Source organism: Priestia sp. FW507-14D1A (assembly GCF_058781295.1).
In genome coordinates this window covers 135,828-162,788 of sequence record NZ_JBYSWQ010000007.1, presented here as the reverse complement: position 1 = coordinate 162,788, position 26,961 = coordinate 135,828, and the positions used below count along the sequence as shown (strand labels likewise).

28 protein-coding genes, 1 pseudogene and 1 riboswitch are annotated in these 26,961 nt (G+C 38.9%); of the genes and pseudogenes, 3 read left to right on the top strand and 26 right to left on the bottom strand.

All coding sequences use genetic code 11. The features are described from left to right. Positions 1-37: 37 nt before the first annotated feature. Positions 38-217, bottom strand: a riboswitch (cobalamin riboswitch). Between the two features lie 147 nt (positions 218-364). Further along, complete coding sequence (locus AC3WJG_RS22015; RefSeq protein WP_028409094.1) at positions 365-928, top strand: YdcF family protein; 564 nt, start codon at positions 365-367, stop codon at positions 926-928. A gap of 57 nt (positions 929-985) precedes the next feature. Here the strand turns inward: AC3WJG_RS22015 and AC3WJG_RS22010 are convergent, their stop codons facing one another. The 17 genes from AC3WJG_RS22010 to AC3WJG_RS21930 form a co-directional block, all read right to left on the bottom strand. Further along, positions 986-2,557, bottom strand: coding sequence for an APC family permease (locus tag AC3WJG_RS22010; RefSeq protein ID WP_492588588.1), 1,572 nt, complete (start codon positions 2,555-2,557; stop codon positions 986-988). Positions 2,558-2,982: 425 nt separating this feature from the next. Continuing rightward, complete coding sequence (locus AC3WJG_RS22005) at positions 2,983-3,630, bottom strand: nitroreductase family protein (protein ID WP_492588586.1); 648 nt, start codon at positions 3,628-3,630, stop codon at positions 2,983-2,985. Between the two features lie 270 nt (positions 3,631-3,900). Then, the gene (locus AC3WJG_RS22000; protein ID WP_028409096.1) at positions 3,901-4,650 is read right to left on the bottom strand and encodes an SDR family oxidoreductase; all 750 of its coding nucleotides are present in this window, start codon (positions 4,648-4,650) and stop codon (positions 3,901-3,903) included. A 21-nt stretch (positions 4,651-4,671) separates the two neighbouring features. Beyond that, on the bottom strand, positions 4,672-5,643 hold the full coding sequence (locus AC3WJG_RS21995) for a DHH family phosphoesterase (protein WP_102813050.1): 972 nt from the start codon (positions 5,641-5,643) through the stop codon (positions 4,672-4,674). 339 nt (positions 5,644-5,982) lie between these two features. Beyond that, entirely contained in the window at positions 5,983-6,531 is a 549-nt protein-coding gene (hxlB, locus tag AC3WJG_RS21990; RefSeq protein ID WP_028412834.1) for a 6-phospho-3-hexuloisomerase, read from the bottom strand. After that, positions 6,531-7,166, bottom strand: coding sequence for a 3-hexulose-6-phosphate synthase (gene hxlA / locus AC3WJG_RS21985; protein ID WP_098658293.1), 636 nt, complete (start codon positions 7,164-7,166; stop codon positions 6,531-6,533). Before hxlA ends, hxlB begins: the two co-directional genes overlap by 1 nt. Before the next feature lie 101 nt (positions 7,167-7,267). Further along, positions 7,268-8,278, bottom strand: coding sequence for a LacI family DNA-binding transcriptional regulator (locus tag AC3WJG_RS21980; protein ID WP_013057640.1), 1,011 nt, complete (start codon positions 8,276-8,278; stop codon positions 7,268-7,270). Between the two features lie 101 nt (positions 8,279-8,379). Next, positions 8,380-9,024, bottom strand: coding sequence for a bifunctional 4-hydroxy-2-oxoglutarate aldolase/2-dehydro-3-deoxy-phosphogluconate aldolase (locus AC3WJG_RS21975; protein ID WP_028409100.1), 645 nt, complete (start codon positions 9,022-9,024; stop codon positions 8,380-8,382). Between the two features lie 26 nt (positions 9,025-9,050). Continuing rightward, positions 9,051-10,331, bottom strand: a complete 1,281-nt coding sequence (locus AC3WJG_RS21970; protein WP_028409101.1) for an MFS transporter — start codon at positions 10,329-10,331, stop codon at positions 9,051-9,053. 2 nt (positions 10,332-10,333) lie between these two features. Next, the gene (locus AC3WJG_RS21965; protein ID WP_028409102.1) at positions 10,334-11,293 is read right to left on the bottom strand and encodes a sugar kinase; all 960 of its coding nucleotides are present in this window, start codon (positions 11,291-11,293) and stop codon (positions 10,334-10,336) included. Next, complete coding sequence (locus AC3WJG_RS21960; RefSeq protein WP_098248163.1) at positions 11,290-12,033, bottom strand: sugar phosphate isomerase/epimerase family protein; 744 nt, start codon at positions 12,031-12,033, stop codon at positions 11,290-11,292. Before AC3WJG_RS21960 ends, AC3WJG_RS21965 begins: the two co-directional genes overlap by 4 nt. A 157-nt stretch (positions 12,034-12,190) precedes the next feature. Next, positions 12,191-12,919, bottom strand: coding sequence for a hypothetical protein (locus AC3WJG_RS21955; protein ID WP_102813051.1), 729 nt, complete (start codon positions 12,917-12,919; stop codon positions 12,191-12,193). A 140-nt stretch (positions 12,920-13,059) separates the two neighbouring features. Further along, a complete protein-coding gene (locus AC3WJG_RS21950) occupies positions 13,060-14,520 on the bottom strand; it encodes a phytoene desaturase family protein (protein ID WP_337134547.1) in 1,461 nt (486 codons plus the stop codon). Further along, positions 14,517-15,656, bottom strand: coding sequence for a glycosyltransferase family 2 protein (locus AC3WJG_RS21945; protein ID WP_231504522.1), 1,140 nt, complete (start codon positions 15,654-15,656; stop codon positions 14,517-14,519). Before AC3WJG_RS21945 ends, AC3WJG_RS21950 begins: the two co-directional genes overlap by 4 nt. Beyond that, complete coding sequence (locus tag AC3WJG_RS21940) at positions 15,620-16,333, bottom strand: lysophospholipid acyltransferase family protein (RefSeq protein WP_050689803.1); 714 nt, start codon at positions 16,331-16,333, stop codon at positions 15,620-15,622. The genes AC3WJG_RS21945 and AC3WJG_RS21940 overlap by 37 nt, the downstream gene beginning before the upstream one ends. Continuing rightward, positions 16,330-17,097: a carotenoid biosynthesis protein gene (locus tag AC3WJG_RS21935; protein ID WP_098248161.1), complete on the bottom strand. Its 768-nt coding sequence runs from the start codon at positions 17,095-17,097 to the stop codon at positions 16,330-16,332. Before AC3WJG_RS21935 ends, AC3WJG_RS21940 begins: the two co-directional genes overlap by 4 nt. 235 nt (positions 17,098-17,332) lie before the next feature. Further along, positions 17,333-17,794: a hypothetical protein gene (locus AC3WJG_RS21930; protein WP_013057650.1), complete on the bottom strand. Its 462-nt coding sequence runs from the start codon at positions 17,792-17,794 to the stop codon at positions 17,333-17,335. A gap of 272 nt (positions 17,795-18,066) precedes the next feature. Between AC3WJG_RS21930 and AC3WJG_RS21925 the strand changes: the two are divergent. Beyond that, a pseudogene (locus AC3WJG_RS21925) lies at positions 18,067-18,705 on the top strand (HoxN/HupN/NixA family nickel/cobalt transporter). Positions 18,706-18,961: 256 nt separating this feature from the next. On the opposite strand, the gene AC3WJG_RS21920 reads toward AC3WJG_RS21925, so the two are convergent. From AC3WJG_RS21920 to AC3WJG_RS21885, 8 genes are all read right to left on the bottom strand, one after another. After that, a complete protein-coding gene (locus AC3WJG_RS21920; protein WP_098579457.1) occupies positions 18,962-19,771 on the bottom strand; it encodes an urease accessory protein UreD in 810 nt (269 codons plus the stop codon). Then, a complete protein-coding gene (gene ureG, locus AC3WJG_RS21915; RefSeq protein ID WP_028409112.1) occupies positions 19,768-20,382 on the bottom strand; it encodes an urease accessory protein UreG in 615 nt (204 codons plus the stop codon). Before ureG ends, AC3WJG_RS21920 begins: the two co-directional genes overlap by 4 nt. Before the next feature lie 39 nt (positions 20,383-20,421). After that, positions 20,422-21,108 (bottom strand): urease accessory protein UreF, encoded by a 687-nt coding sequence (locus AC3WJG_RS21910; protein WP_098579458.1) that lies wholly within the window; start codon positions 21,106-21,108, stop codon positions 20,422-20,424. Next, the gene (gene ureE / locus AC3WJG_RS21905; RefSeq protein ID WP_098332826.1) at positions 21,101-21,547 is read right to left on the bottom strand and encodes an urease accessory protein UreE; all 447 of its coding nucleotides are present in this window, start codon (positions 21,545-21,547) and stop codon (positions 21,101-21,103) included. The genes AC3WJG_RS21910 and ureE overlap by 8 nt, the downstream gene beginning before the upstream one ends. Positions 21,548-21,557: 10 nt before the next feature. Further along, positions 21,558-23,267, bottom strand: a complete 1,710-nt coding sequence (ureC, locus tag AC3WJG_RS21900) for an urease subunit alpha (protein ID WP_337134548.1) — start codon at positions 23,265-23,267, stop codon at positions 21,558-21,560. A gap of 1 nt (position 23,268) precedes the next feature. Continuing rightward, positions 23,269-23,595, bottom strand: a complete 327-nt coding sequence (locus tag AC3WJG_RS21895) for an urease subunit beta (protein ID WP_060746914.1) — start codon at positions 23,593-23,595, stop codon at positions 23,269-23,271. 14 nt (positions 23,596-23,609) lie between these two features. Then, positions 23,610-23,912: an urease subunit gamma gene (locus AC3WJG_RS21890; RefSeq protein WP_028409117.1), complete on the bottom strand. Its 303-nt coding sequence runs from the start codon at positions 23,910-23,912 to the stop codon at positions 23,610-23,612. 152 nt (positions 23,913-24,064) lie between these two features. After that, a complete protein-coding gene (locus AC3WJG_RS21885; RefSeq protein ID WP_217598529.1) occupies positions 24,065-25,114 on the bottom strand; it encodes an anthranilate phosphoribosyltransferase in 1,050 nt (349 codons plus the stop codon). Positions 25,115-25,308: 194 nt separating this feature from the next. Between AC3WJG_RS21885 and AC3WJG_RS21880 the strand changes: the two genes are divergently transcribed. Next, entirely contained in the window at positions 25,309-26,451 is a 1,143-nt protein-coding gene (locus AC3WJG_RS21880; RefSeq protein ID WP_102813056.1) for a C40 family peptidase, read from the top strand. Positions 26,452-26,531: 80 nt separating this feature from the next. Here AC3WJG_RS21880 and AC3WJG_RS21875 read toward each other — a convergent pair. Then, positions 26,532-26,961 (bottom strand): 3D domain-containing protein (locus AC3WJG_RS21875; protein ID WP_492588581.1); only part of this gene is annotated, 430 nt, incomplete at its 5' end.

The window sequence follows — 26,961 nt, the reverse complement described above, 5'->3', positions numbered from 1 at the left end:
ATTAACACATTGTCTTGACTTATTTCTCCCACCGAAAAATAAGGGGTTTTTAAAAGCAGGTCTCCTGGCTTATGCTTCATTTTACTTCTGCACCCTTCCTAGTTTGACTAGTGGGTCTTTGCAGGTTCATCCACATTTACAGTAGCGGGGGCTGCACCGGATTTACACCGATTTCCCTATTATCCTCCTTAGAGGCACTTTTAAAATTATTTATTCTTTATTGTAACGAATTTTATAACCATTCACAATAACGATTTTCTTCTATTATTATATATTACTGTGTTTATACTTATTTGGGTCTCGTATGCTATAATAACAATTATTTTCCAAACATCTTATGGAATAGCTAGGAAGGTGCTCACAGTTGAAGAAAAAAATCATTTATGTCTTTATCAGCGTGTTTGTTCTTTATATAGCAATCATATCTTTTTGTATGTATCAAACTGCTCACAAGTCTGTTCCACAAAACGCGGATTATGTGCTCGTTTTAGGTTCTAAAGTAGATGGTGATCAAATGTCTCCTAGTTTAAAAGAACGAGTAAAGACGGCTTTATCTTATTTACAAGCAAATCAACAGACAAAAGTTATCGTAACGGGCGGAAAAGGATCTGATGAAGAAATTTCTGAAGCAGAAGCAGCCTATCGTTTTCTGCGAAAAGAAGGAATTAAAAAGAATCGAATTATAAAAGAAGATCAGTCAACTTCTACTTTTGAGAATTTCACTTTTACTAAACAGAAAGTTGATATTCAACACAAAAAAGTCGTGCTTGTTAGCAGTGATTTTCATTTATTTCGCGCCTCTATTATTGCCAAACGTCAAGGCTTTGACGTTTATCCTTTAGGTGCAAAAACACCAAATTCAATTAAACTTCAAGCCTACTTTCGTGAGTATGCTGCTATTTTAAAAACATGGCTGTTTGATAAATAAATAGAGTAAGTATTCTACAAATAAAAAACACGGCATGAATTCATGCCGTGTTTTTTATTAATCATCTGTATCGATAACTGCTTTTGGTAAACCTGTGTATTTCGCCCAGTAGAAAATACCGAGTGAAAAAAGAGCAATTAAAATTAAGTCAAGCGGGTTGCTTAGCACACCTTGTCCTCCACCAAATGAACCTAGATAAGAGATAACAAGCATAATAATATAATAAGCAACTAGCCACCAAGCAGATTTAAGCTGCTGTGCAAATTTTACAACGTCAGTTGGTACGTATTTCTTAAACGCTACGTAGATAACAACCATTAGAAGCTGTGATCCTAGCAGCCAAGAAATTGTCGTCCACCCTGACCAGTATACAATGTATGAACAGAAAATAAATGAAACAGGAGCAATAACGCTCATGCCTTTTAATTTAAAAGGTTTTTTAAGGTCTTTTGCATTTACTCTGAATGCAGCAGCTGAAATTGGCGCAATCGCATAAGACAGAATAAGTGCCACTGAACATACGTTTACTAGCGCTTCCCAAGAAGGAAATGGCAGTGTCCAGAATACGGACATTCCAAATGATAGCCATAGTGACGCACGTGGAATTCCTGTTTTCTTATCTACTTTTGAGAAACGTTTAAATAATGTTCCATTACGAGACCAAGCATAAACTAAACGAGAAGTTGTATTCATGAAGATGTTCCCGTTACCGCCTGGTGATAAAATAGCATCAAAAATAACAAGCGTTACTAACCAGCCAAGGCCTAAAATAAGTGCAATATCTTTAAATGGTAAAGAGAATTGCTCTTGAATTGTTCCCCATCCTCCTGATAGCATATCAGCCGGGATGTTACCAATGAACAATACTTGCAGTGCTGTGTAAATAATCGCTGAAAGTACAATACAGATAATGAGCGCGATTGGAATATTACGCTGCGGGTTTTTAACTTCACTGGCTACAGAAACAATAGGGTGAAGTCCTAGGTAAGCAAACATAACGCCACCTGTTGAAATGGCTGCTTGAATACCATTAAAACCAAACGGAGTAAAATCGCCAGTTGTAAAGTTAGCTGATTTAAAGTGATAAGCTAACACGACGATAATTGTAAGAGGAACCGCATATTTAAACACAGATATAATAACATTTGACTTAGCAAATGCTTTTACACTTACGTAGTTAATGATAAAAAATAGCGTTAATAACGCGAACTGAAATAACCAGCCGACTGTAGTAGGCGATTCAGAACCATGTTTAGTTAGACCAGGAAGCCAAAACGCAACATACTGACGTACAGCCGTTACCTCGATGGCAATCAAACTTGTGTAAGCAATAATGGTAATGAATGAAATTAAGTAACCCACTAAATGACCATGTGAGTAAACCGGATAACGGATAATTCCACCGGTACGCGGCAGCGCTGCTCCAAGTTCAGCATACACTAAACCGATAAGTAAAATGATGACTCCGCCAATCAGCCACGAAAAACTTCCGGCTGGACCAGCCTTTGACGCTACGTTACTAACCGCAAATAACCAGGCGGAACCAAAAATAGCCCCCATCCCAATTAACGTTAGGTCAAGTAACGATATTGATTTTTTAAACTTTCCTTGATTTCCTTGATCAGACATAATATCCTCCTTTAAAATTTCCACTCCACACATCTACGCCCTTGCGTCCGATATGGGATTCTTTACATCATCCTCCTCTTACTAAGACCTCACAAGTGGATATGTTAACAAATATTCTCTAAAAAACCAAGTTAAAAACTTTATTTTTTTGTAAAACATCGTTGAATTACTTATGTATAGCGCATAAATTCCACAGAAGATTTGAGGACTACTCCTCCTATTTAACCGCATTTTTCTTAGGTTAAACATAAAAGAATATTCAAACTATTTACCGAAAAAAAGAGGCTGAGACATAACGAAATCAACCGCTAGAAGCAGTTACATACGCAACACCTAGGCTTGCCATACCAATAAAAAAATCCGAACGATTCATCGTTCGGATTTTGCTTCAACTAAAATAATTTTTTCCGTACCTCTTTTTTTGCTTATTTAAATACTTTTACACGTTCACTTAGCGGTTGAAATTCTTTTTCACCCGCAGGTGCCACGGGATTACCAAATGGCATTTGGGCAATTAATTTCCATGAGCTTGGAATATTCCAAGCTGCTTTTACTTCATCGTCAATCAATGGATTGTAATGCTGTAATGTTGCTCCTAGGCCTTCGAGCTCAAGCGCTTTCCAAATCACATGCTGAAGCATGCCTGATGATTGGTTAGACCAAACCGGGAAATTTTCGCTGTAAGATGCAAACTGCTTCTGCAGTCCTTCCACTACTTCTTGATCTTCAAAGAAAAGAACTGTTCCATAGCCGCTTCCGAATAAGTTCATTTTTTGATCCGTATCTGAAAAATTTTCAGCAGGAACAATTTTACGAAGCGTTTCTCTCGTAATATCCCATACTTTATCATGCTGTTCGCCAAATAAAACGACTACGCGTGCGCTTTGGGAATTAAATGCTGAAGGAGTATGTTTCACCGCAAAGTTAATAATTTCTTCAATTTTTTCTTCTGATATTTTTACATTTTTATCAATTGCATAAATAGAACGTCGGTTTTTAAGTGCTTCATAAAAATCTTTTCCAACCTGTTGTTGATCACTTGATTTATCAAATAATTTATCTAAAAAACCCATTTTCCACACTCCTAATTGTTTGTTTTTTTAAGCTTAAATTGCATGTTTATACCCTTCCCCCTGATAAAAGGAGATAAACAAGATATAATGAATTCTTATATCTCTAATTCGAGATATTAAACTAAAAAAATATTAATTGAAATTTAATTACTTTATGTAACTTACTTTACAATGATTATTTTGTTCTGTCAAGAAAAAAATATTATCTTTTTCTTTTCTTGATTATATGAAAAAAGACTGCTAAATACGGCAGTCTTTTTTCGGAGATACTTAATGTTCATAAATCATCTTTCGCGTCATTCCCCCGTCTACTACGAGGTTAGCTCCTGTTACAAAATCATTTTCGGCGTTTGTTAAGTACATGCACGCTCTTGAGATATCGGCTGGCGTTCCCACCCGATTAGACGGATGCTGCGTATGATCGATTTCACGAAGGCCATCGTAGTCAGATGTCTCAATCCATCCTGGAGAAATAGCATTTACCGTGATGTTGTCATCACTAAGTGAAATGGAAAGTGCATGAGTTAAAGCAACGATTCCTCCTTTTGTAGCAGCATAGGCTTCTGTATGAGGTTCAGACATTGTAGCTCTCGTAGAAGCTAAGTTTACAATGGAGCCTCCGCTTTCGTTTTTTCTCATCACCTTAGCTGCTTCGCGAGAGCATAGAAACACGCTGCGCAGGTTCGTATTGATAATATCATCCCATTCATCAATGGTTAGCTCATACGGTGATTTCCAGCGGGAAACGCCTGCATTATTAATCAAAATATGTATCGTTTCATACGTACTGACCGTTTTTTCAACGAGATTTAAAATGTCGTCTTCTTTTCGGACGTCTGTTTTCACAAAAATGGCTTCTCCGCCTTGTCTTTGAATAGCTTCTGCGTGACGCTCTCCTTCGGTTTCGTCCACATCTGCCAGTACCACTTTTGCTCCTTGTTTCGCGTATGCGCGGGATACATCTTTACCTATTCCGTTCGCAGCTCCGGTAACAACAACAACTAAATCTTTAAACGACATATCATCTCCTCCTTATACGCTTTATTCACTTTTTTCTTCGTCTTTAAACAAGTGATCCGTGACGAAAAGAGCAAATGTTTCAGCCGTTAGCTTGCATCCAGAAGCTTTTGGATGACCTCCTCCTCCAAGGTGTCCAACAATTTCTGCTAAGTTGATTTCGTCTTTTACTGCACGGAAGCCAATCTTTTGGCGTCCCATGTCCACCATAACGGAAAAGTCGATATCTTCGTTTTCTAGACACAGTGCATTTCCTAGCTCAGACTGATATGTATCTGCAAATACAATTCCTGCATTGTACGCTGTGTTATCAATTTCAACACTTTCTTTTATGATTTGTTTTTGTTTGTCATAAATGTATTTTTCAATCTTTTTTTCTTCTGCTTCTAGTAAAATTTCGTGTTTGTCCGTAAATGTAAATTCTTGATTTTCAGTATGATACGATTCACGAAGTGTTTCTAGAATGGTTTCTTTAAATTCTTCATGCGGGATTAGATAATATAGGTGATTAAGGCGCTTTGCTTTCAAATTATTTTCATGGAACCAGTCCCACGTATCAAATAAGCGTACAAGTTCTACGTATTCATCAAGCAGCGTCGTTTTTTGAAGCATGTTGTTGCGCACTAAGTAGTGGTAGAAAAGAGATGTAGCTGCCGTCTTTTTACCGTTTTCGTCTTCTGCAATAACATGAACCCAATCGTATTTCTCAGCTAGTGGAAGAGCAGAGATATGATGGTCAATAAGAGTGATTTTCTGGCCTTTTTTTACCAGTTCATTTAATTTTTCCGCTACTTCCTCATTTACGCTAATATCCGTTATGTATAAAGCTGTGTCTCCATCATTTTCTTCTTCAATAAAATGTGTCACAGTGTCATTGATGCGGCCAATGCTTACCGTGCTGTAATCAAAGTTATCATCGCCAAACGCTAACCGACCCAATAGTGCTGGACTTACCCCGTCTAAATCGTTATGTGAAATTAATTTTATTTTTGTCATTAATCAAAACTCCTTTATTTTCAGTCGCCTTAGTATATGTACCGGCTTGTATATTATAGCAATTTCAGCATAAAAATGCTGTTATTTACTTTTAAGAGAAGGAATATACTCGCAATAAACAAAACTGAAGTAAACGTTCAGACTTAGACTTATCTGTATCAAAAGAGAGTGAGGCATAACTACATCGATTCAATCAACGGCTAGAAGCAACTACACACATGAAACTTAAGCTCACCAATACCAATGAAAAAATCCGAACGAATGTGATTCTTTATCAAGAATCTGGATTCGTTCGGATTTTCTTTTAAATAACCTACTTTTGTTCTAGCCTCTTTCCATTTACTCTAAATTGCTATGCTGCTTAAACGCCTGTTCATGATCCGTGTGATTCAAATTCCCGTATTCTAAACAAATGGTATCAAATACAACGTGCGCACATTGATCAAATAACGAGCCAAGTGGCTGAATGGAAGCTGCTTCATTTTCGCTTCGATATTTGGTTGCAGCGGGAATGTGCAGCAGCTCATCAGTATGAGCAGTTAACGGTGATTCTGTACTAGCTGAAATGCCGATAACTGAACATCCTACTTCTTTAGCTTTCTTAGCTACACTCACCACTTGCTGTGTTTTTCCTGAACCAGATACGGCCACCAACACGTCACCTGCTGCAATCGAAGGAGTAATGGTCTCCCCTACAACATATACTGTCGCACCTAAATGCATCAGTCTCATCGCAAATGATTTGCCCATTAGCCCAGAGCGGCCTTCGCCTATAACAAAAATTCGTTTCGCTTGGTAAAGTGAAAACGCTACTTCTTCTATTTGCGGTTCTTTTATGTGATTCATTACGGCCGTAATTTCGTCTAAAATCGTTTGTGTTTTTGTCATTATACGTTCCCCCTGCTCATAAATAAGTCTTGAAATTCAGCAGATGCCTTTGCCACATCCGCACTTTTTGTAATCGCTGATCCAACAATCGCGACGTCCGCTTTCATTTGAAGTAATGATGCTCCTGAGGCTGGATTAATTCCTCCTGCTACTGCTATTTGGGCATCTGAATGAAAATACTGCCGCAAATTTATTCGACTCAGCGATTTCCCTTCTTTTTCTTGCTCGTCTTTGCTGATATGATGGCAAAAAATAGCGTTTCTATAAGTACCTACTTGTTTTTGCGAGCTGCTTGACGTGTTTAATAAATCCACCATCATTTTTTTATTCCATTTTTCGCTGACATTTGCGCAAGTCTCTATCGTAGGTAAAGGTGATACGCCCATGACTGTTGCTATATCTGCTCCTGCTTGATAGCACATTGTAAATTCATACTCCGCGTTATCAATCGTTTTGATATCTGCTACAATCGTCTTGTGCGGAAATGCCTGTTTGATTTTATAAATACTTTCAATTCCATACTCTTTTATAAGAGATGTACCTACTTCAATCCAATCAACAGAGGGTTCTGCCAGCTTGGCAAGGATGATAGCTTCTTCAATTGTGACGCGATCTAATGCTAATTGTATCTTCATATTTTTCTCCTCACTTTCTACTAAACCGATTTAGTAATAACGTAAAAAAAACCAATATTTTGATGAGCTAAAAAGAGCACGCCATAGGCGCTCTTTTTAGCTTAATGCGACAAAGTTGTTTCTCGAATAATTAATTCACACTCATACTGGTACTCTTCATAAGCTATCTTTTCTTTCAAAATTTGTTTAATAAGTAAATCTGCTGCTTTTGTTCCCATATCAAAAGCGGGCTGCGAAATCGTCGTAACGGCAGGCGTTGCTACATCTGCGTAAGGAATATTATCATAAACAATTAAAGATAAATCATTTGGGATATTAAATCCGTGTTGTTTAATAAATTTCTGCACTTCAATGAATACTAAATCGTTTCCAGCAAGCAGCGCTGTCGGCGGATTATCGGCTGCAAATAGCTTCTCAAGCGCTTTTTGCATGTCCGCTTTTTTGCAGTTGATAATCATGGATTCATTTACAGGCATATTGGCTGATGTTAACGCTTCTTTGTACCCTTCTACACGTTCAATCCGGGGTGTAATAGTTAATGGTTCTGTAATAATCGCTATATGCTTATGTCCAAGCTCGAGGAGATGCAAAATAGCCTGTTTTGTGGCTTCTTGGTTGTTTGCCACTACGGATGGAATTTTTCCTTTTACATCATGAATTTTACGGTCCATAATAACAACCGGATATTCTTCTTTGATCATCTGCTCATAAAGAGAAGTATTGGCTCCCGTTGGAAATAAAATAAGCCCATCTACTTGCTTTGCTTTTAACATATTAATATATTTCTTTTCTTTATCAGGGTCATCATCTGCGTTACAGATGATGGCATGTATATCTTGTGAATGGCAATAGTCTTCAATTGCACGAATGACTTCAGTAGAAAATCTGTGCATAATATTTGCGACAATAATCCCAATCATTGACGTTCGCTTTTGTTTTAAGCTCCTTGCTAGATAGTTGGGCTGATAGCCGAGTGTATCAATCGCTTCTTTAATTTTCTTTCGTGTTTCTTCGCCCATATATTCATACCGTTTGTTAATGTATTGTGATACGGTGCTTTTGGAGACATTTGCTGCTTTTGCAACGTCCAGCATAGTAACTTTTTGCATCATAATCCGTCCTTTTCATTCAATCCCTAAAATTATGCTACTCCTAGTGTAAACGAAAAAAACGAAAAAGGAAAAGCCTTCTTGCTAGCAGAAGGCTTTATTTATTAAGCGTACGCAAGCCTAGCTTCTTGAATTTCATTAGTAAAACGCTTCGCTTCCTTTGTTACTTGAAGTAAGTATTCAGGAGTTGGAAGCTGCTTTCCATCCACTAATGTGCTTCCTGCCCCAATAGCAGCTGCTCCAGCTTTAATATAAGCGCCCGCATTTTCAGCCGTAACGCCGCCCGTTGGCATTAATGGAATATGAGGAAGCGGTCCTGCTATATTTTTAAAATAAGCGGGGCCTACTACGCTTGCCGGGAAGACTTTAATCATATCTGCACCGCATTCATAGGCTGTTAGTATTTCAGTTGGTGTAAAAGCTCCCGGCACGCTAATGACTCCGTACCTTTTAGCCGTTTTAATTGTTCGTTCATTAACCGTAGGAGAAAAAATAAATGACGCTCCCGCCATAATGGCAATTCGTGCTGTTTCTTCGTCTAGAACAGTTCCTGCTCCAATAAACATCGAGTCGTCAAATTCATTTTTCAACTCTTTAATAACCTCTACGGCAGCAGGGTTTTCCATTGTAATTTCTAGGTTTGTTACTCCGCCTTCTTTTAATGCGTAGGCAAGTGGAATAATTCGCTCAGCACTTGCTCCTCGAATGACCGCTACAATACCGCTACTTGTAATTTTCTCAATATGCATCTCAATTCTCCTTTTTTATCGTTACATTAAGCCGTTGTTTCGACTGGCTTTACACTTTGAACTTCTCTTGGCTTTTTCGTTGCCACAATGGTTAAAACTGCCGCAAGGAATAATGATCCAGCCATAAAGATATATGAAGCGCCAAATCCTCCTGTTGATCCATTTAAAAATCCTACAATATAAGAACCGGCAAATGAACCAAGTGCGCCCATGCTATTAATTAAAGCCATTGCTCCTCCGGCAACATTACGCGGTAAAATTTCAGGAATAATCGCAAAGAACGGTCCGTACGGAGCGTACATCGTTCCTCCGGCAATAACGAGTAAAGCAAAGGAAAGCCAGAAGTTGCTTGTGCCAACTAAATAAGATCCGTAAAAAGCAAGCGCTCCTACTAATAAGAACGGCCATACAAATGCGCTTCGTTTTAAAAACTTATCTGATAGATATGAAACCGTTAACATTAATACAACTGCTAATACGTAAGGAACGGACGCTAACCAACCTGTTTTCACTATACTCATGTTAGGCGCTGCTTTAATAATAGACGGAAGCCACATAACAAATCCGTAGACGCCAATACTCCATAAAGCATATTGAATGCTTAATAAAATGACAGTACGATTTTTGAAAGCTTCTTTATAGCCTTTAACAGGTTTGATTCCTTCTTGTTCTTTTTGCAGCGCATCGTGTAAATCTGCTTTTTCTTTTTTCGACAGCCAGCCTGCATCTTTTGGCTCGTCGTTTACTAGTTTCCACCATAAAAATGCCCAAATAACAGCTGGAAAACCTTCTAAAATAAACATCCATCTCCAGCCAAACGATTCTAGCAAATACCCAGAAACAATAGACATCCAAAGAACGGTTGCCGGATTTCCTAAAATTAAAAACGTGTTGGCTCTAGAACGTTCTGCTTTTGTAAACCAGTGGCTTAAAAATACCAGCATAGCAGGCATAACGGCACTTTCGACCACTCCTAAAGCAAACCGAATAACAAACAAAAATCCGACGTGGCTTACCATACCCGTAGCTGTAGCAAGTGCTCCCCATAAAATCAAAGACCAAAAAATCAGCTTTTTGGCGCTTTTATTTTCAGCATAGTGAGCGCCTGGAATTTGGAAAAAGAAATAACCTAAGAAAAAGAGCGATCCTAATAAAGACGAAATACCTGGCGTAATATGAAGATCTTCTGCCAACCCTGCCGCTGCTCCAAACCCATAGTTTGCACGGTCTAAATATGCAAGGCTATACGTAATAAATACGATAGGAATTAACCGAAGCCATCTTTTTTTTGCTAGCTGCTGTTTCATTATTACTTCACTCCTTGTTTTTGGGATTCCATATATCTTTGCAACTGCTGTTCAGTTGGATATCCGTCGTTATCTCCAGGACTTTGTACAGCTAATGACCCAATAGCATTTGCTCTCCTTACAGATTGAGTAAGAGAATTATTTTGAAGAAGTCCGCTTAACAGTCCTACTGCAAAACCGTCTCCTGCTCCCACTGTATCCACTATTTGTTTCACTTTTATTCCTTCAACAATCCCTTGCTCTTTAGCCGTCTTAAAAAAGGCTCCTTGTTCACCTAGTTTAATAACGACAAGCTCTACGCCTGCATCTAAATAGTAAGAAGCAATGTCTTCTGGATTTTCGTAGCCGGTTAAGATTTTTCCTTCTTCAATACCCGGCAGAACGTAGTTTGCTTGTTTAGCAGCTTCATTGATTGTAACAACCATTTCTTCTTGCGATTTCCAAAGAGTGGGTCGCAGGTTTGGGTCAAAGGAAACCGTTCTTCCAGCTGCTTTCATCGATGTAAGTGCATGTAGAGCAAAATCGCGCATACTTGCTGATACAGCAAGCGGTATGCCTGTCATATGCATATGTTTTGCCGCTAAAAAATAGTTTTGATTAAAATCGCTGGAGTGTAAGTGACTGGCTGCTGAATTTTTTCGGAAGTAACAAACTTCCGGATCTCCCACTTCCACTTTTGATTTAATTTGAAAGCCTGTTGCATGCTCGCTATCTACTAGTACACAATCGGTGTTGACTGACTCCTCTTGCAGCCGTTTCATAATAAACGTACCGAAAGGATCGTTGCCGACTTTGCTCACCCAGCCTGCGCGCAGACCGAGACGAGCGAGACCAATTGCTACATTTGTTTCTGCTCCGGCCAGTTCTTTCGTATAATGCTTAATCTCATGCAGCGGTCCCGGTTGTTCAGCCATGAACATCGCCATTGCTTCTCCGAAGGTAATAACGTCTAATGAATTCATTGAACTTCCTCCTGTTCTGCTGCTTGCACCAATGAAATGAAGCCGGGGATTTGTTCCGGTTCATCGATTGGAAACTCTAAAGCTTTAAAAATCGAATGAGAAAACCCTTTCAAAATATCTTTCCACATTTCATTTGAATCGTTTGATATAGTGGTTGTCACTAGCTTTCCGCTGTTTTTTATTACGTGTTTAATATGAATATAGCCCACAAATGACCTTAGCATTTTGATTGCTTCCTGGGGTTGTTCATGTACATAAAGCCAATTACCAATATCAAACGTCATGGAAACAGGAACTTCGTAAGCGTTATCAAAAAATGCGTGCAGAGATGCTAGGTTGCCTCCGTGACTGGTTTGATCGTTTTCTACAAATAGACGTAAAGCTGGAAATGCTTCTAATAGCTTCTGTAAATCTGCCATAGGCGATTGGAGCTGATAAAAACCAAGAGAAACTTTTACCCACTGAGCGCCAAGTGATACGGCTTCTTCAAGAATAACTTTTAATTCTTGTGTGTTTAACTCTCCATTTTCTTTCCACAGTTCAATTGGAGCCGAATATACTGTAAAAAGCGGATATTTTTTTAATTCTTCGGCAATAAGCTCAATCTCTTGATCTACTTTTTTCATTAACTCTCTTCGAATTTCCACTCCATGTACTTGCTGCTCATGTATTTTCCCAATCATGGTGTGCTGAAAGCCTGTTGTTTCGAATGCATTTAACGGGATAATAATACTATTCATAAATCGACCTACCTTTCTTATTATACTAACTAAACACTTACTAAACCGGTTTAGTAAATCGATTTATCTAAATTATAAGACTATTGAAAGCGCTTTTCAAGCTTTTTTTATAAATTATAAAAAAAAGAAACAACACAGCTTTATGCCGTGTTGTTTCTTAGTGATCATCTGTGCTTTTTACTAGATTGCGATCTTGCTGGTAAATATCATAAATCAAAAAGCTAAAGCCATAGTACAAGACCATGATGACAACTGACTTCGTCATGATAAATAAAGCGCCTAGCCCGATACCAACTAACAGCGTCTGGACACTTAAACGGTCACGCTGGAAAGCTAGCTGTGATAGGAAATAACCAATACCAATTAAGATGGCCAATACCCATGTGTTTTCAATGGCTAATATATAGTGACTATATAAATAAAAGCTAGGAAAATAGACGGTGCTTTCTACGAAGCTGGAAATACCGCTGTATGCTAGCCACCACTTTTGCTCTCTTTCCGTTTTAGGAACGGTTGCCTCAATTGACGTGGGCATTTCTTGTTCCACAAAAACCGTTTCTCCATGATCTTTCATCCATTGAAGCATAATGGAAAGAATGATAAAGCCTGCAAAGATTAAAAGCAGCAAATATTCAATCCACGCTGGATACGGAGCCGTGCGATGAATCGTATCGAGATATACTCCCTGTAGTCCTAACATAGAAATTGGAACCCTATGATATACCATCACCGCAATATAAAATAGTAAAATTAGCACATAAAAAAAGAACTGTTCTTTGTAGTAGCGAATTTTTTTGCCTTCTGAAGCAATTCGCTTAACAGTCACGCTTTCCAAGTACGGACGGATAATGCTTATGATAATAATAAGACACGTAAATACAATCATATAGTTATGTAATCACCTTTTCAACTTCGTTATGTAACATGTTTTTCATTTTTTCCATCCGTAAGAACAGCAGGTTAACAGCCTCTGCACTTTCTTATAGTACCAAAAAACTAAACTTTTTGACAATCCTGATTTATCAATTAGGAAGATGAAATAAGTATAGCTACATTGATGCCGCTAATCGTGACCATAGGAGACCCTCCTCCAGGGTGAGTCGTTCCTCCTACAAAATATAAGTTTTTAACATCTTTTGAGACGTTGCTTGGGCGAAGAAAACTATCCATTTTCCGGTTTGAACTCACGCCGTACAAAGCACCTTTAAATGCACCAAACGTTTGTTCAATTTCATATGGAGTAACAATTCGTTCATGTACAAGTGAAGGCTCGATATCTAAACCAAACTGAGAAAGCTTGCGATAGACAACTTCTCTGTAAGCTTTCATTTCTTCTTGATTCTCTTCTTTCACTGCAGGAGCATTCACTAAAATAAATAAATTATCACCCGGAGCTACCGTGTTATCGGTATATGAAGAATTACAAATATAGATGGTGGGATCGGTTGGAAGCGTTTTTTTCTGAAATAGCTCATAGAATTCCTGTTTATAATCCTGAGAAAAATACACTTGATGATGAATCAGCTGAGAAAAGCGCTTCTTAACAGCTGCCATGATCACATAAGCTGATATGGAAGGCTCAAATTCAGCTGCTTTTTTGTTTTTAAAATGAGGCCTATCCTGTTCTTTTACAAGTGCCGGATAGGCTTTTAGCAAGTCGCCGTTCACAATAACGATATCCGCGTCTATCTTTTCTTCTCCATTTATTTCCACTCCGACAGCCCGTTTATTTTTTACGATTATTTCAGTAACGCTGCAGTTTGTATACAGCTTTCCTCCAGCTTTTTGGAACACATGTCCCAGCCCTTTTGCAATTCTAGGATTTCCTCCTTTTACATAGTACACCCCATCATTCATTTCTAAATGTCCAATCAGTGAAAACGTAGCGGGTGATGTATAAGGTGAAGATCCGATATAGGTTGCATATCGATTAAATGCATTTCGAATGTTTTCGTTTCGAAAAAAACGCTGATGAAACGTATCTACTGTTTCAAACGGCCTTACTTGCAGCAATGCTTTTAATAAAGAAGGGTTTGTGTAATCTTTCCACGATGAAAATGTCCGGTAAAAAAATTGGCTTTTTGCAATGTCGTATATTCTTTTTACTTCTTTTAAATAGGCAGGGTATTGCTCCGCAGCAAAGGGATCGAGAAGTTCAAGCTGCTGAATCATTTTTCTTTCATCTATAGACATGGAAAATTTGGAGCCGTCGGTGAAGAAATTATTCGTATGATGCGTTAGTTTGACAAGAGGCATATAGTCTTCTGGACGTTCACCCGCTTGCTCAAATAACCACTGAAAAACTTCGGGCATGGTAATGGTATTAGGCCCAAAATCAAAAGAATATTCTCCTAGCTGCACAGGCATCATTTTTCCGCCTACATGCTCGTTTTTTTCCACAATTGTGACATCGAACCCCTTTGTTTGAAGAAGAACTCCTGCAGCTAATCCTCCTAACCCTGCCCCAACTATTAGTACTTTTTTCATTGATAATGCCTTCCTTTCCATTCATATCCCTGCTTTTTTCGTTCACGCTTCATGGAATGATTCATCAGCAGCATCAGCACAATTGCCGACGCGGGCATCGTGCAAAATAAAAGCCCTTTTTGCTGAGCCGACCGGTCAATTAAAAACCGCTGAAAAAGCATAATGCAAAAAGGCAGAATCCAAAGCATATTGCCTGTGAATATTCCTGCTATAAAAAAAGGAAGCGGCAGCACATAGTAACAGGCAAAAAAAACGCTTAGTACCCAAACTGCTTTAGCGGAGCGGCCCAGACCTACAAAGATGTTTTTAGCAAAACCGTTCCATACTTCTTCTGTTGTTTCATACATATAACAGCTAACATGAGAGGTAATATTAGCTAAAATGACGCGGTGTTTCTTTTGCTTAAAAAGCTGGGCTAGGTGGACATCTTCTACTAATGAAGATTTGACGGCTTCATGTCCCCCTACGGCCTCGTAAGCTTCTTTTTTTATAAACATAAAAGCACCGTGAGCCGCTGAAGCTTTGCTCATCTTGTTACGATTAGCTACGACAACCGGTAAATAACTAAAAACAACCACATGCTGAAGCGGAACAACCAATGCTTCTAACCACGTTTTTACGGGAAAACGTGGGAAACCTGTTAAAAGAGCGGCTTTGGTCGCTTGTGCTGTGGCTAAAGTATGTTCTAGTGTACGTTCTTTTAGTTCTACATCTGCATCTACAAACAATAAATAGTCTCCATTTGCAGCTTGGGAAAGCTGGTGACAGGCATGAACTTTTCCGACCCAACCCTCTCTCAGCTCTTTTCCTTCTATGATGGTAAACCTCGGATCCCCGTGAATTTCTTTCAACAGCTGTGTTCGTGTTTGATCTGTGGACTGATCGTCTAGTATGACACATTCTAGATTGCTGTACGTTAATCCTTTAATAGAGGAAATGATTCGCTTTACATTTCGTTCTTCATTTCGCATTGGAATCAAAATAGAAATGAGAGGCTGAGGTGTTTTGGAATCCGGCTCGTATCTTTTTAATTTAGGCATTGCTTGAATATTTACAATGGTTAGAAGCAGCATAAAAATAAATAAAAGCATATAGTAAATCATTCTTTCACCTTCGCTTTCCACCACGTTAACCATTCACTAAGCGTCTTTTTTCCTTTTAATAAAACCGTAAATTCCTCATCGTTTTCTTGAATTATTTTCTGTTTTTGATGATCAAGCTGAGCAGTGACTGCACCGCCTAGTGTGTTGGTTATCTCTTCTCTTGCCTTAGCTGAGTCGTAAAAAACAGCTTGCCCTACCCAGATAAAAAGCTCCGGTCGCTGATCATGGCGAAACGTATAATAATATGTAATGGGAATAACTTCAACGTCAGAATGCTTTTTTAGAAGAAAAGCAGGTCCTTCAGAAAAAGTTAACGGTCTTTTTTCAAGATGCTCTTCTTTTCCTTGGGGAAAAATAAGCACCGCTTTTTTCTCTTCTAACAGCTTACTGGCAAACCTTAACGATTCCACCGTATGCTTGGGAGACGCTGCATTTACCGAAAAAGCTCCGATTCGTTGAAAAAAAGGAAAATCCTTCATTCCTTGTTCGGACATCATAGCGTATAGATCTGTTTTTAATACCGCGTTATTTAAATAAAATGTCACTAAACCGTCCCACCAGCTGGAATGATTAGCAATTAATAAAATTTTTTTATCTTTTGGGAGCTCTTCTATATGTAAATGAATACGATAAAATTGCTTTTTAAGCTGATATGTGACAAACAGTTGAAAAAATCGCTCAAATATTGAGTTTTTCTTCGGGTAAATCATAAGCGAGTCTCCTTTTTATACACAATATAAAGGATAAGAAAAGGAATCATCGTCAGCCATACGACAAGCCATAGGCCATTTGCTAGCGCTACAATCACAAACATCATGACAACTGAACTATACAAAAATACCATTCTTTTTTCCCACACCGGATTTTCCTCTTTAGGAGACTTAGCTAAAAAGAAATATACGAACAGCTGAATGAAGAAAGACAATAAAAACCAGCCGGAGAAATTTGATAAAGGAATATTATAATAAAAGCTGTCCCCTTCCCACACCCAATATTGTTTAACAACATAGGCAACAGGATCAATAGCCAAATCCATAATAACAGCAAACAGCGAACTAATGACTGCATAGACAATTCCATGGACAACAAAAGGCAACTCCATACGTTTCATAATTCCTAGAGCTAGTATTCTGCTTGTAATCACAACCATAAACCAAGCCGAACCAATGGTCAGAGGAACACCTAAAATTTTGGCGCCAAAATCTTTTTCATAATCGTAGGATCCAAATAAAAACCCATACTTCACACCTAGACTTTCGATATAAATAGATGCGCCTGTCACAAATATCGCAACGAGCAGTGCCCGCCTTACTCCATAAGCTTTAGCTAGATAAATAAGAGCAAGAAGACTGCTCACGTGTAAAAAGACCGCGTTTGCCCATTCTAACCATGAAGGCAGCAAATCGAAGGAAAGCAAGACGACTCCGCATACGTACCAGATAAGAAAAAAACGATAAATACCATTTGTGATCATCCTCTATCCACCTTCTCTCCAGCTTCTTTTTGTCAAAGTGCTATTATATAAGCTTGTACCCATTCTCTCCATTTTCAATGTGCTCTTTTTTATGAGTAGTCCGCGCTCTCTTAAAATTATGTAAAAACAGCCACTGTTAGTACGTTCCCTAAATAAGAGACTTTATTACTTATTTATAAACAAAAATAAAATAAACGTCCATTAAAATCTACGGATGTATAGATTGTAATGACGTTTATTTTTTCTTATGTATATACACTTCTAATAGCTTTTTGACAATGAGTCCGACAACAAGTCCAGGTATAACAGACAGCATAGGAAGCCAAATTGGTCCTATAAAAACACCGTTGATGGTTGTTACTGAGGAATACATAATGCCTACTGTAACAAAATAAGCACAGGAGACAAAAGGAATAAATGTAAATCTCGATGCGCCGTTTTCTGCTTCTTTAACAGCATCCCAAATTGCAAAGAAATACAAACATGGATAAAACATTAACCACTGCATGTTCATTACCTCTAGGGACTGCCTTGTTTCTCCTAAAAAGCTTAAGCGAATGCCTTCATTAAAATTTGCGCCCATATTAATGAGAAATTCAAGTACAATAAACAAAATTCCTTTTATATGTTTTTTGTTTAGTAATTGTCCAAAGCCCGGCAACGCAATGCTCCATAAAAGAGCTTCTAGTCTAGTCACGTTCTGTCCTAACATTTTGACGTATAAAAGAACTCCACAGCATGATATCAGTAGAAATTTTGTCCATAGTTATCAACCTCACAATAATTTACTCATAGTTTTTGTAAATGTAAAATTTTTATACTACATCTCCTTTAATATTTGTAACTTATTGTAAATTGATAAAAAGTTTAGCTATTCGACCAGACATTTTCGTTTAGAATTTTCTGTTTATTAAAACAAAATCGTACGATATACTAGTTTTATACGTACGAAAGGATGAGAAAGCTGACATGGAAACAAGTTTTTTTTCAATTTTAATACTAGGGTTTTTTTTAGGAATCAAGCATGCTCTAGAACCAGATCATATTATCGCTGTATCAACCATTGCTTCAAAAAGTAAAAAGCTGTGGCGCTCTTCGCTTGCAGGCGTATACTGAGGGATTGGTCATACGCTTACGCTGTTTATTTTTGGCATGATTTTAATGGTGTTAAAAAGCAGTATTTCTGAACGTATGAGCATGTCACTTGAATTTTTAGTGGGCATTATGCTCGTTTACCTCGGCTTCACATCGTTTCTGTCTTACAAAAAACAAGTACATACGCATCATGAAAAAACGTCTTACTTAAAGTCATTGGGCATTGGCTTTGTTCATGGACTGGCCGGAAGCGCAGCGATGGTTGTATTAACGATGAGCACCGTTACTCACGTATGGCAAGGTGCTCTGTACATTATCATTTTTGGAATCGGCACTTGTCTTGGTATGCTGTTATTTACAACGGTTATTGGGATTCCATTCGTTACAACTAAAAAACAAGTGACGTTAAACCGCTGCTTGATGCAGGTAACAGGCGCTGTCAGCATTATATTTGGCCTTTATTATATGTATAATTTAGGTGTAAGCGACGGATTGTTTAGCCTGTGGTTCTAAAAGCGAATGAGACATAACGAAAACAATTCAATCTAAAGATGAACAAGTAGGATAAATGATCTGGACTGCCTGTTCCACAGCTGTTGATTTCTGTGCAAGACGTCGCTTTGCCCTTTAATCAACGGCTAGAAGGAGCTACATACAGGGGACACACGTTCACCCTACCAATAAAAAGATCCGAACGAATTTGATTCTCCATTAAGAATCCAGCTCGTTCGGATCTTCTTTCAACTAACATATTTTTGTCCCAGCCTCTTTAATACTTACGCAAAAGTGATACTTCAGCTTTTAGTAAATGCTGTCGGAACAATCCGTATACTTTAGCGATTATGACTTCAACTTCTTGTGTACTAGCAGCTAATATTCGAATAGCACATCCGGGGATCGGAAGTGCGGAAGCTCCTACTTTACAGCCTGCCTCTTCGCACAGCTGATGTACTTTCGCTATAAATGCGTCGTCGGCGTTTGGATGTACAATGATAATCGATCCAAAATGAGTATATCCTTCCATTTTCATCATGCCGCGCAAATGGCTTTCTGGCCTCAAGTATAAGTGATCGTATACCTTCAGCTGCTCGTTTACATACAGTTTAAGCTTGGAACGCATAGAGGTATATTGAAACAGCTGCCCATCCGGCGACCACCCCGGGGTGATGCTGTCACACATAAACAAAGCAGCGTTTTGTGCCATATGAACCGTTATTTCTTGGACAAATGCAGCATTTTCATACAAAATAAGCGGGTCGGGTATATACTCCATAATGGCTTGTTCTTCAAGGGTTATACACGTTTCTTGTAAAACAGCTTCGTTCGGTGTTTTGTACACCTTTGTCGCAGATTGAGTAGTAGCCGTCAGCTGCGCATTTTTCTCTACCGTTATCATCGTTTTATACTTGTCTCCGCTCACGTATCCTCCGCCTACGTGAAGCATATAAACAAAAGGTGATTCAGGAGTCAGGTAAATAGGTCTGGCAACTTTGAAAGCACCGTAATGGTACGTATCTTTAATAACGGTTCGCTCGCTGTTTTTTTCTGCTCGAAGCTCTAAATAACCCGTGTAGCTCATGATTCAAGGCCGATTAAAAAGGCCTCTTTTTTAATCCATTCTATCACTTGGTCGAGCCCTTTATCTTCTTTTAAATTGGTGAAAACAAAAGGCTTGTGCCCTCTTGCTTGGATTGTATCTTTTTCCATTACTTCTAAACTGGCTCCTACATACGGGGCTAAATCTGTTTTGTTGATAATGAATAAATCAGATTTAATCATTCCTTGCCCGCCTTTACGCGGGATTTTTTCCCCTTGTGCTACGTCGATGATATAAATCGAAAAATCAACGAGCTCTGGGCTAAACGTTGCGGCTAAATTATCTCCTCCGCTTTCTACAAAAATAAGTTCAACATCGGGGTGACGTTCCACTAACTCATCGATCGCAGCAAAGTTCATAGATGCATCTTCTCGAATGGCCGTATGAGGACATCCTCCTGTTTCTACTCCTACGATACGATTTTCCGGTAAAATACTGTTTTTTACTAGAAATTGCGCGTCTTCTTTTGTATAAATATCGTTTGTAACGACTGCCATGCTTAGCTGTCCTTCTAGTGCACGCGTTACTCGTTCTACTAACATTGTTTTTCCTGCACCAACAGGTCCACCAATTCCAATTTTAATTGCATTCATTTTTTACGCCTTCATCGTTAGAAGGCCTTCCCTCCTTTTTTATGACATGAACAATCGGACATGCAATTGTTCATGCTGCATTTGAGCGATTTCTAACCCTGGTGTCACGGCACCAAATTCCTCTTGATCCGCTTGTAAAATATGCTGAAGTGCGTGCTGCAGCAGCGGCTGAAAAAGAATGAGCGTTTTTTGTCCATCCGTTTGACCGATCGGTATGCCGCGAACAGCATTTTGAATTAACGAAGAAATGCTAGCGTACAAGTGACTTAAAATTGCCTCTTCTTTTGTGATATTTAACTGCAGGCTGGCTAACGCAAATACAACAGCAGGATGTCCATACGCCTTCTTTGCTTTTACCTCACTCATATACTTTTCTAAATAAGAGCCTTGAAATAATTCTAAGCAAAGTTTTAACATGCGCTGGCCCACGCGTCTTGTCCCTTCTCTTGTTTCTTTTGACAAAGCAAGAGCGTATAATTCATGATCCACTCTCATAATTTCGTTAAACTGGTCATGAGCCGCATACTCATAAGCCAGTCTGCATGCTAAGCCGTCCGTATACGTCAGCTGAACATCAAGGTATGTACGAAGCGCTTCTTGAAAGGTTTCCGTGTTGTAAATTTGATCTCGCTGAATATACGTTTCAAAGCCAAACGAATGTGAAAATGCACCGGATGGAAAATTTGAATCACATAGTTGAATCAGCGAAAGCAATGAATTAGTCATGACTGTGTCCAATATGCTTAAAAGCTTTTTTTACTTTTCTTTTTTCGCGCTTATAGGGAATATCAAGCTGTTGAAGCAATTCTTCGACTAAATAATCGTACTGTACGAGCATGTCTCCACCTTCAAACTGTGCCGGCAAATGTCGGTTGCCAAGCTGATGAGCAATTTCTCCCATTTGCTGAATATCAATCGGCTGAATGGTTAAAATATCGTCTGCCAGCACCTGCACAACAATCATATTGCTTTCATCCATAAACAGCACATCGCCATCAGTGAGCTCACGGTTTTCTTTTAGACGAATTCCTAGTTCCTTGCCGTGATCTGTTACAACGCGCTGAACGCGTTTTACTAAGTGATCACTTTCGATATATACCTTTTCTATATGTGGAGCCCGTTTTTCTAATGTTGCCATATTTCCGATAATTTTTTCGATTACCATTTCTTTCACCTCAAAATAAAAAGTATCGCTGCGCCATAGGAACAACTTCTGCTGCTTCACATGTAATCATTTGTCCATCTACTTTTACTTCGTACGTTTGGGGATCAACTTCAATTTTAGGCATTTCCCCGTTTAACTTCATATCTGTTTTTTTTAATTGACGAATATTTTTAACCGGTTTAAGCAGCTTTTGTAACCCCAGTTTCTCGTCCACTTTGTTCTCGTAAGCTGCTTTTGACACAAATGTAAGAGACGTTTTAGCTCTTGCTTTTCCATAAGAAGCAAACATCGGACGGTATAAAACCGGCTGTGGAGTTGGAATTGAAGCGTTAGGATCTCCCATTAAGCTGTATGCAATCAAACCGCCTTTTACAATCAAGTCAGGCTTTATTCCAAAAAACGCTGGCTCCCATAGGACTAAGTCAGCCATTTTCCCTGTTTCTACCGATCCTACGTATTCGGAAATTCCATGAGCGATAGCTGGATTAATCGTATATTTAGCTACATAGCGTTTGACGCGTGCGTTATCGCCGGCTTCGCTGTCACCATCAAGTTTTCCTCGCTGCTTTTTCATTTTATCAGCTGTTTGCCACGTTCTTGTAATCACTTCGCCTACACGTCCCATTGCTTGAGAATCTGAAGAAATCATACTGAATACACCTAAATCGTGTAAAATATCTTCAGCTGCAATCGTTTCTTTGCGAATGCGAGAATCAGCAAAAGCGATGTCTTCTGGTACAGAGGGATCAAGATGATGACATACCATGAGCATATCTAAATGCTCTTCAAGCGTGTTGACAGTATAGGGTCTTGTTGGATTAGTTGATGATGGAAGCACGTTTGGAAAGCTTGCCATTTCCATAATATCAGGCGCATGTCCGCCTCCAGCTCCTTCAGTATGGTAGGTATGAATGACTCGATCACCAATCGCTGCAATCGTATCTTCGACAAATCCGCCTTCATTTAAAGTATCTGTATGAATCGCAATTTGAACATCGTACTCGTCTGCTACCTGTAAGCTTGTATCAATGGCAGATGCCGTGGTTCCCCAGTCTTCATGAAGCTTAAGTCCAATGGCTCCTGCTTCAATTTGCTCAATTAAAGGCTCTTTAGCACTTGCATTCCCTTTTCCTAAAAAGCCAATATTCATTGGAAATGCTTCAGCAGCTTCGAGCATTCGTTCAATATGCCACGCTCCAGGTGTACAAGTGGTAGCTTTTGTTCCTGTGGCCGGTCCCGTTCCTCCTCCAATCATTGTTGTAACTCCAGAGGCAAGAGCAGTTTCAATTTGCTGCGGACAAATGAAATGAATATGTGCATCAATACCGCCGGCGGTTACAATTTTCCCTTCTGCTGCAATCACTTCTGTACTCGCCCCAATGATGATGTCTACTTCATCCATCAGCAGGGGATTACCCGCTTTTCCTATGGTTTGAATGAGTCCATCTTTTATTCCAATATCTGCTTTATATATGCCTGTATAATCAACAATAATTGCATTTGTCAACACTAAGTCCGCTGCTTCGCTTCGTGTTGCAAGAGGATGCTGCCCCATTCCGTCACGAATGACTTTTCCTCCGCCGAACTTTACTTCATCTCCGTACGTTGTGAAATCTTTTTCAATTTCAATGAATAGCTCTGTGTCTGCTAAACGAACAGCATCTCCGACGGTTGGTCCAAACATATCTGCATACTGACGCCGGGACATTTGAAAACTCATCTTATATATCTTCCTTTCTATCAGAAAGCGATCTGTTTGTTTTATTGTTAAGACCGTAGACTTCTCTTGTTCCGGAGAAAGCAACGAGATCGACTTCTTTTGCATCACCTGGTTCAAAACGAACGGCTGTACCGGCCGGAATATTTAAATGATAGCCAAGCGAAGCTTCGCGGGGAAACTCGAGTGCAGCATTCACTTCAAAAAAATGAAAGTGAGACCCTACTTGAACAGGTCGATCGCCTCTATTGATTACAGTCACGCTAATCGATTTCTTACCGTTATTACATGTGATTGGATCTTTTTTCAAAAAATATTCCCCTGGAATCATATCTTTCCCTCCTCTTAACGAATTGGATCGTGCACAGTGACGAGCTTGGTTCCGTCTGGAAAGGTAGCTTCTACTTGAATATCATGAATCATTTCCGGAATACCTTCCATTACATCTTCTCGTTTTAAAATCTTGGTCCCTTCTTGCATTAGCTGTGCTACCGTCTTGCCATCACGAGCTCCTTCCATAATTTCATATGTAATGATCGCTACTGCTTCGGGATAGTTAAGTTTTAATCCTCTTGTCTGACGGCGTCTTGCTAAGTCTGCAGCTACGACAATCATTAATTTTTCTTGTTCTCTCGACGTAAGTTTCAATGAAAGCTTCCTTTCTGCTAATCTATTTTCTTGTTAACATCAAATGTGATATTTTCTAACACAAATACATAACTAATTATAGTAAATTTTCTGATAAAAAACAAAGGATTTATCTCTTCTGATAAAAAAAGATGAGCATATTTGCTCACCTTTTACTCTTTTGAAATCGCTTGTGTTTTCCATTTCTGCAGGTGTTTCCAGCCCAAACCTTCAGCTAGCTGACGTTTTGCATAGTCTACTCCTTTTTCAATAGAAGCTTCATACCCAAATAAATAATAGCGCAAGCCAGCGTTTAATACTACTTGATTATAGACGTAAGTCAGTTCGGAAGAAGATTCACCCTCCAGAATGCGCGTCACATATTCCGCTTGTTTTTCAACACTTATTTTCTTTTCAAAGTGCTCTTCTTCCACAAACAGTCCGTATTCTTTTGGATTGACGATAAACGACTCCATCTCTCCTTCTGAGATCGTAAAAACAAAGCTGCTTCTATGTACAGGTACATCTTCAGATCCTTCTATCCCTTGCACCACGTATACATGTTTGAAAGGCAGAGAAGCAAAAATAGGCACAATCTTATTAATGGCCGTTCGATGAAAAGCCCCCATCATTAAAGAAGAAGCATTTGATAAGTTTAGTAGTTTTTCAACCGTATTAATAAGTGTCCTTACACCTATTTCATGACGAACTTGTTTGATGCGGCTAAGAGGATAAGAGATTGTTTCGGCATTTGCAAAGCCAATTTTTAACGTTTCAAAAGCATGACCGATGTCTTCAATCGTTTGAGCTTGAGGGATCTGTAATGAATGAAGTACGTCTTCAATCGTTGTTCCAAACTTTGGAGGAAGCGCTTCTGTACAGTGTAAAAAAGCTGGCACACCTCTTTCAGCTAATAAAATCGATACAGGAATGGTCGCAAAAAATGAATTCCTCCCTGCATAAGGGCTTGCAAAATCAATTGATTTATCTTTTAACGGCTGAGACAGCGGTATTTCTTTTGTTTTTTCACGAAAAGCATGAACGAATCCCAATAGTTCATCTGCATTTTCAGTTTTAATACGTTCCGCGATAAAAAAAGCAGCGATCTGAGCATCCGTAGCTTGTCCAGAAGCGATTAAGCGAGCTGCTTCTTTTGCTTGTTCATACGTTAAGTCAGTTGATCCCCTTTTTCCGCGCGCTATTTCTTTGATAAATTGCTGCATATCGTACACTTCCTTTTTAACTGAATATTTGTACATTGTATCACATATTTTCTTTGTTCCTTAGATTATCTTCTATCAAGTACGCAAACTGCTAAAAAATATGAAATTAAAGGAAAAGTACTAGTTCTTTTATAACCTAATATAGTATAATCTATCTGCTATACTATTATTTGGATATTTGGGGGACTTTACAAATGAAAAAAGAGAAACTACTTGTACCATTTATAGCAGCATCTGTTTTAGTAGGAGCATCGGTGACAACGCCTGTTTTTAGTCACTCTGCTTATGCTGCTTCTTCTGTCAGCGTTTATCAAAAAGACGTTAATTCGCTAGCAGATTATTACGCACCATTTTATAAAACCGTAGAAAAAAAGCTAAAAGAAATTGAAGGAATAAAAGATGACGAAAAAGCGTTAGCTGCATATGATCAGCTTGCGGATCAAATTGACCAGTTTCTAACAAAGACTGATAAAAATTATGCGATGAATCACCTTAATTCAGAAGCTGATCAGCTTCAAGGGTATTTATACGACAGCTTAATTGCTCTTTATAATTACATTGTGGATCTTGAAGACTATGCGTATGGAGATGTAAGTGACGCGGAATTTAATAAGATCTCTGCAAATTTTGAAAAAGAAATCAACGCATACAATACGCAATTTCAACAAAAAGCGAAGAGCTATAAAACGAAGCGAAAAGTAACGTTTAACGCAAATATGAGTTATTTGCTTGATGAAGATATTCAACCTTCACCAACAGCTCCATCTACACCGGCTGATAGCAATGGCACCTACACGGTGAAAAAAGGAGACACGCTGACAGCAGTTGCTAAAAAGTACGGCATGACGGTAGCAGAATTAAAAAAATTAAACAATTTAAAAACAGATGCGCTAAAAGTTGGACAAGTGCTGAAAGTGAAAAGTGCAAGCGCATCTTCGCCGGCTCCAGCACCTCAAACTTCCGTTAGTGCAAAACAGCAGCAAATTGTATCATATGCCAAAACGCTAATTGGAAAGCCATATAAATATGGAGGCACGACACCAAAAGGTTTTGATGTATCAGGGTACACACAGTATGTATATAAAAACGCGGGTTCAAATATTTCTATCCCCCGTACAGTAGCAGATCAGTATAAAAGCGGCGCGGACGTAAAGCAAAACAGCCTGCAGGCTGGAGATGTAGTTTTCTTTAAAAACGGCAAATCCGTTTCAGTCGTAGGAATTTACCTAGACAAACAAGAATTCATTTATGTCAGCAGCAAAGGCGTTAAAACGCAATCACTTTCAACAGCGTACTGGAAAAACAGCTATGCGGGCGCAAAGCGTATTATAAAGTAAAAAGAGGTGCCATAAGGCACCTCTTTTGTTTTACTAGCTATGTATTTCTATACTAGACTAGCAATTTTATAAAGAACTTCTTAGTTCATAACCGTGATTTTAACAGATTTTCTTCCGAACTGTTGAGCATCACCTTCAGAAGGAACGAATACATCAATTCGATTACCTTTAATTGCTCCACCTGTATCGGCAGCTACAGCTTCACCATAGCCTTCTACATAAACTTTCGAACCTAATGGAATAACGCTAGGGTCAACAGCGATTACTTTTTGATTTGGATTTGCTTTTAAATCCACTCCTGTAGCAGTTGTACCGCTACATCCAGCACAATTAGCCGTATAGGCAGTTGCTTCAACTGTCATTGATTTGCCGCTGGCTTGTTGTGACGATTCAGCAGGTTGTTGTTCTTTTTGAGCCTGTTCAGCTTGAGCTTGCTGCTGCTCTTTTTGAGCCTGTTCAGCTTGAGCCTGCTGCTGCTCTTTTTGAGCCTGTTCAGCTTGAGCCTGCTGA

Excerpts from the sequence above, each read along its gene's own strand:
- AC3WJG_RS21970 (WP_028409101.1), bottom strand. The coding sequence starts at position 10,331 with ATGAAACAGCAGCTAGCAAAAAAAAGATGGCTTCGGTTAATTCCTATC.
- ureC (WP_337134548.1), bottom strand. The coding sequence starts at position 23,267 with ATGAGTTTTCAAATGTCCCGGCGTCAGTATGCAGATATGTTTGGACCA.
- AC3WJG_RS21980 (WP_013057640.1), bottom strand. The coding sequence starts at position 8,278 with ATGATGCAAAAAGTTACTATGCTGGACGTTGCAAAAGCAGCAAATGTC.
- ureG (WP_028409112.1), bottom strand. The coding sequence starts at position 20,382 with ATGAATGCAATTAAAATTGGAATTGGTGGACCTGTTGGTGCAGGAAAA.
- AC3WJG_RS21955 (WP_102813051.1), bottom strand. The coding sequence starts at position 12,919 with ATGATTGTATTTACGTGTCTTATTATTATCATAAGCATTATCCGTCCG.
- AC3WJG_RS21995 (WP_102813050.1), bottom strand. The coding sequence starts at position 5,643 with ATGACAAAAATAAAATTAATTTCACATAACGATTTAGACGGGGTAAGT.
- AC3WJG_RS22005 (WP_492588586.1), bottom strand. The coding sequence starts at position 3,630 with ATGGGTTTTTTAGATAAATTATTTGATAAATCAAGTGATCAACAACAG.
- AC3WJG_RS21945 (WP_231504522.1), bottom strand. The coding sequence starts at position 15,656 with ATGGTTAACGTGGTGGAAAGCGAAGGTGAAAGAATGATTTACTATATG.
- AC3WJG_RS21950 (WP_337134547.1), bottom strand. The coding sequence starts at position 14,520 with ATGAAAAAAGTACTAATAGTTGGGGCAGGGTTAGGAGGATTAGCTGCA.
- AC3WJG_RS21975 (WP_028409100.1), bottom strand. The coding sequence starts at position 9,024 with ATGCATATTGAGAAAATTACAAGTAGCGGTATTGTAGCGGTCATTCGA.
- ureE (WP_098332826.1), bottom strand. The coding sequence starts at position 21,547 with ATGGTAATCGAAAAAATTATCGGAAATATGGCAACATTAGAAAAACGG.
- AC3WJG_RS22000 (WP_028409096.1), bottom strand. The coding sequence starts at position 4,650 with ATGTCGTTTAAAGATTTAGTTGTTGTTGTTACCGGAGCTGCGAACGGA.
- AC3WJG_RS21960 (WP_098248163.1), bottom strand. The coding sequence starts at position 12,033 with ATGAATAGTATTATTATCCCGTTAAATGCATTCGAAACAACAGGCTTT.
- AC3WJG_RS21965 (WP_028409102.1), bottom strand. The coding sequence starts at position 11,293 with ATGAATTCATTAGACGTTATTACCTTCGGAGAAGCAATGGCGATGTTC.
- AC3WJG_RS22010 (WP_492588588.1), bottom strand. The coding sequence starts at position 2,557 with ATGTCTGATCAAGGAAATCAAGGAAAGTTTAAAAAATCAATATCGTTA.
- hxlB (WP_028412834.1), bottom strand. The coding sequence starts at position 6,531 with ATGACAAAAACACAAACGATTTTAGACGAAATTACGGCCGTAATGAAT.
- AC3WJG_RS21910 (WP_098579458.1), bottom strand. The coding sequence starts at position 21,108 with ATGACTAATTCATTGCTTTCGCTGATTCAACTATGTGATTCAAATTTT.
- AC3WJG_RS21880 (WP_102813056.1), top strand. The coding sequence starts at position 25,309 with ATGAAAAAAGAGAAACTACTTGTACCATTTATAGCAGCATCTGTTTTA.
- hxlA (WP_098658293.1), bottom strand. The coding sequence starts at position 7,166 with ATGAAGATACAATTAGCATTAGATCGCGTCACAATTGAAGAAGCTATC.
- AC3WJG_RS21895 (WP_060746914.1), bottom strand. The coding sequence starts at position 23,595 with ATGATTCCAGGGGAATATTTTTTGAAAAAAGATCCAATCACATGTAAT.
- AC3WJG_RS21920 (WP_098579457.1), bottom strand. The coding sequence starts at position 19,771 with ATGAGCTACACGGGTTATTTAGAGCTTCGAGCAGAAAAAAACAGCGAG.
- AC3WJG_RS21940 (WP_050689803.1), bottom strand. The coding sequence starts at position 16,333 with ATGATTTACCCGAAGAAAAACTCAATATTTGAGCGATTTTTTCAACTG.
- AC3WJG_RS21885 (WP_217598529.1), bottom strand. The coding sequence starts at position 25,114 with ATGCAGCAATTTATCAAAGAAATAGCGCGCGGAAAAAGGGGATCAACT.
- AC3WJG_RS21935 (WP_098248161.1), bottom strand. The coding sequence starts at position 17,097 with ATGATCACAAATGGTATTTATCGTTTTTTTCTTATCTGGTACGTATGC.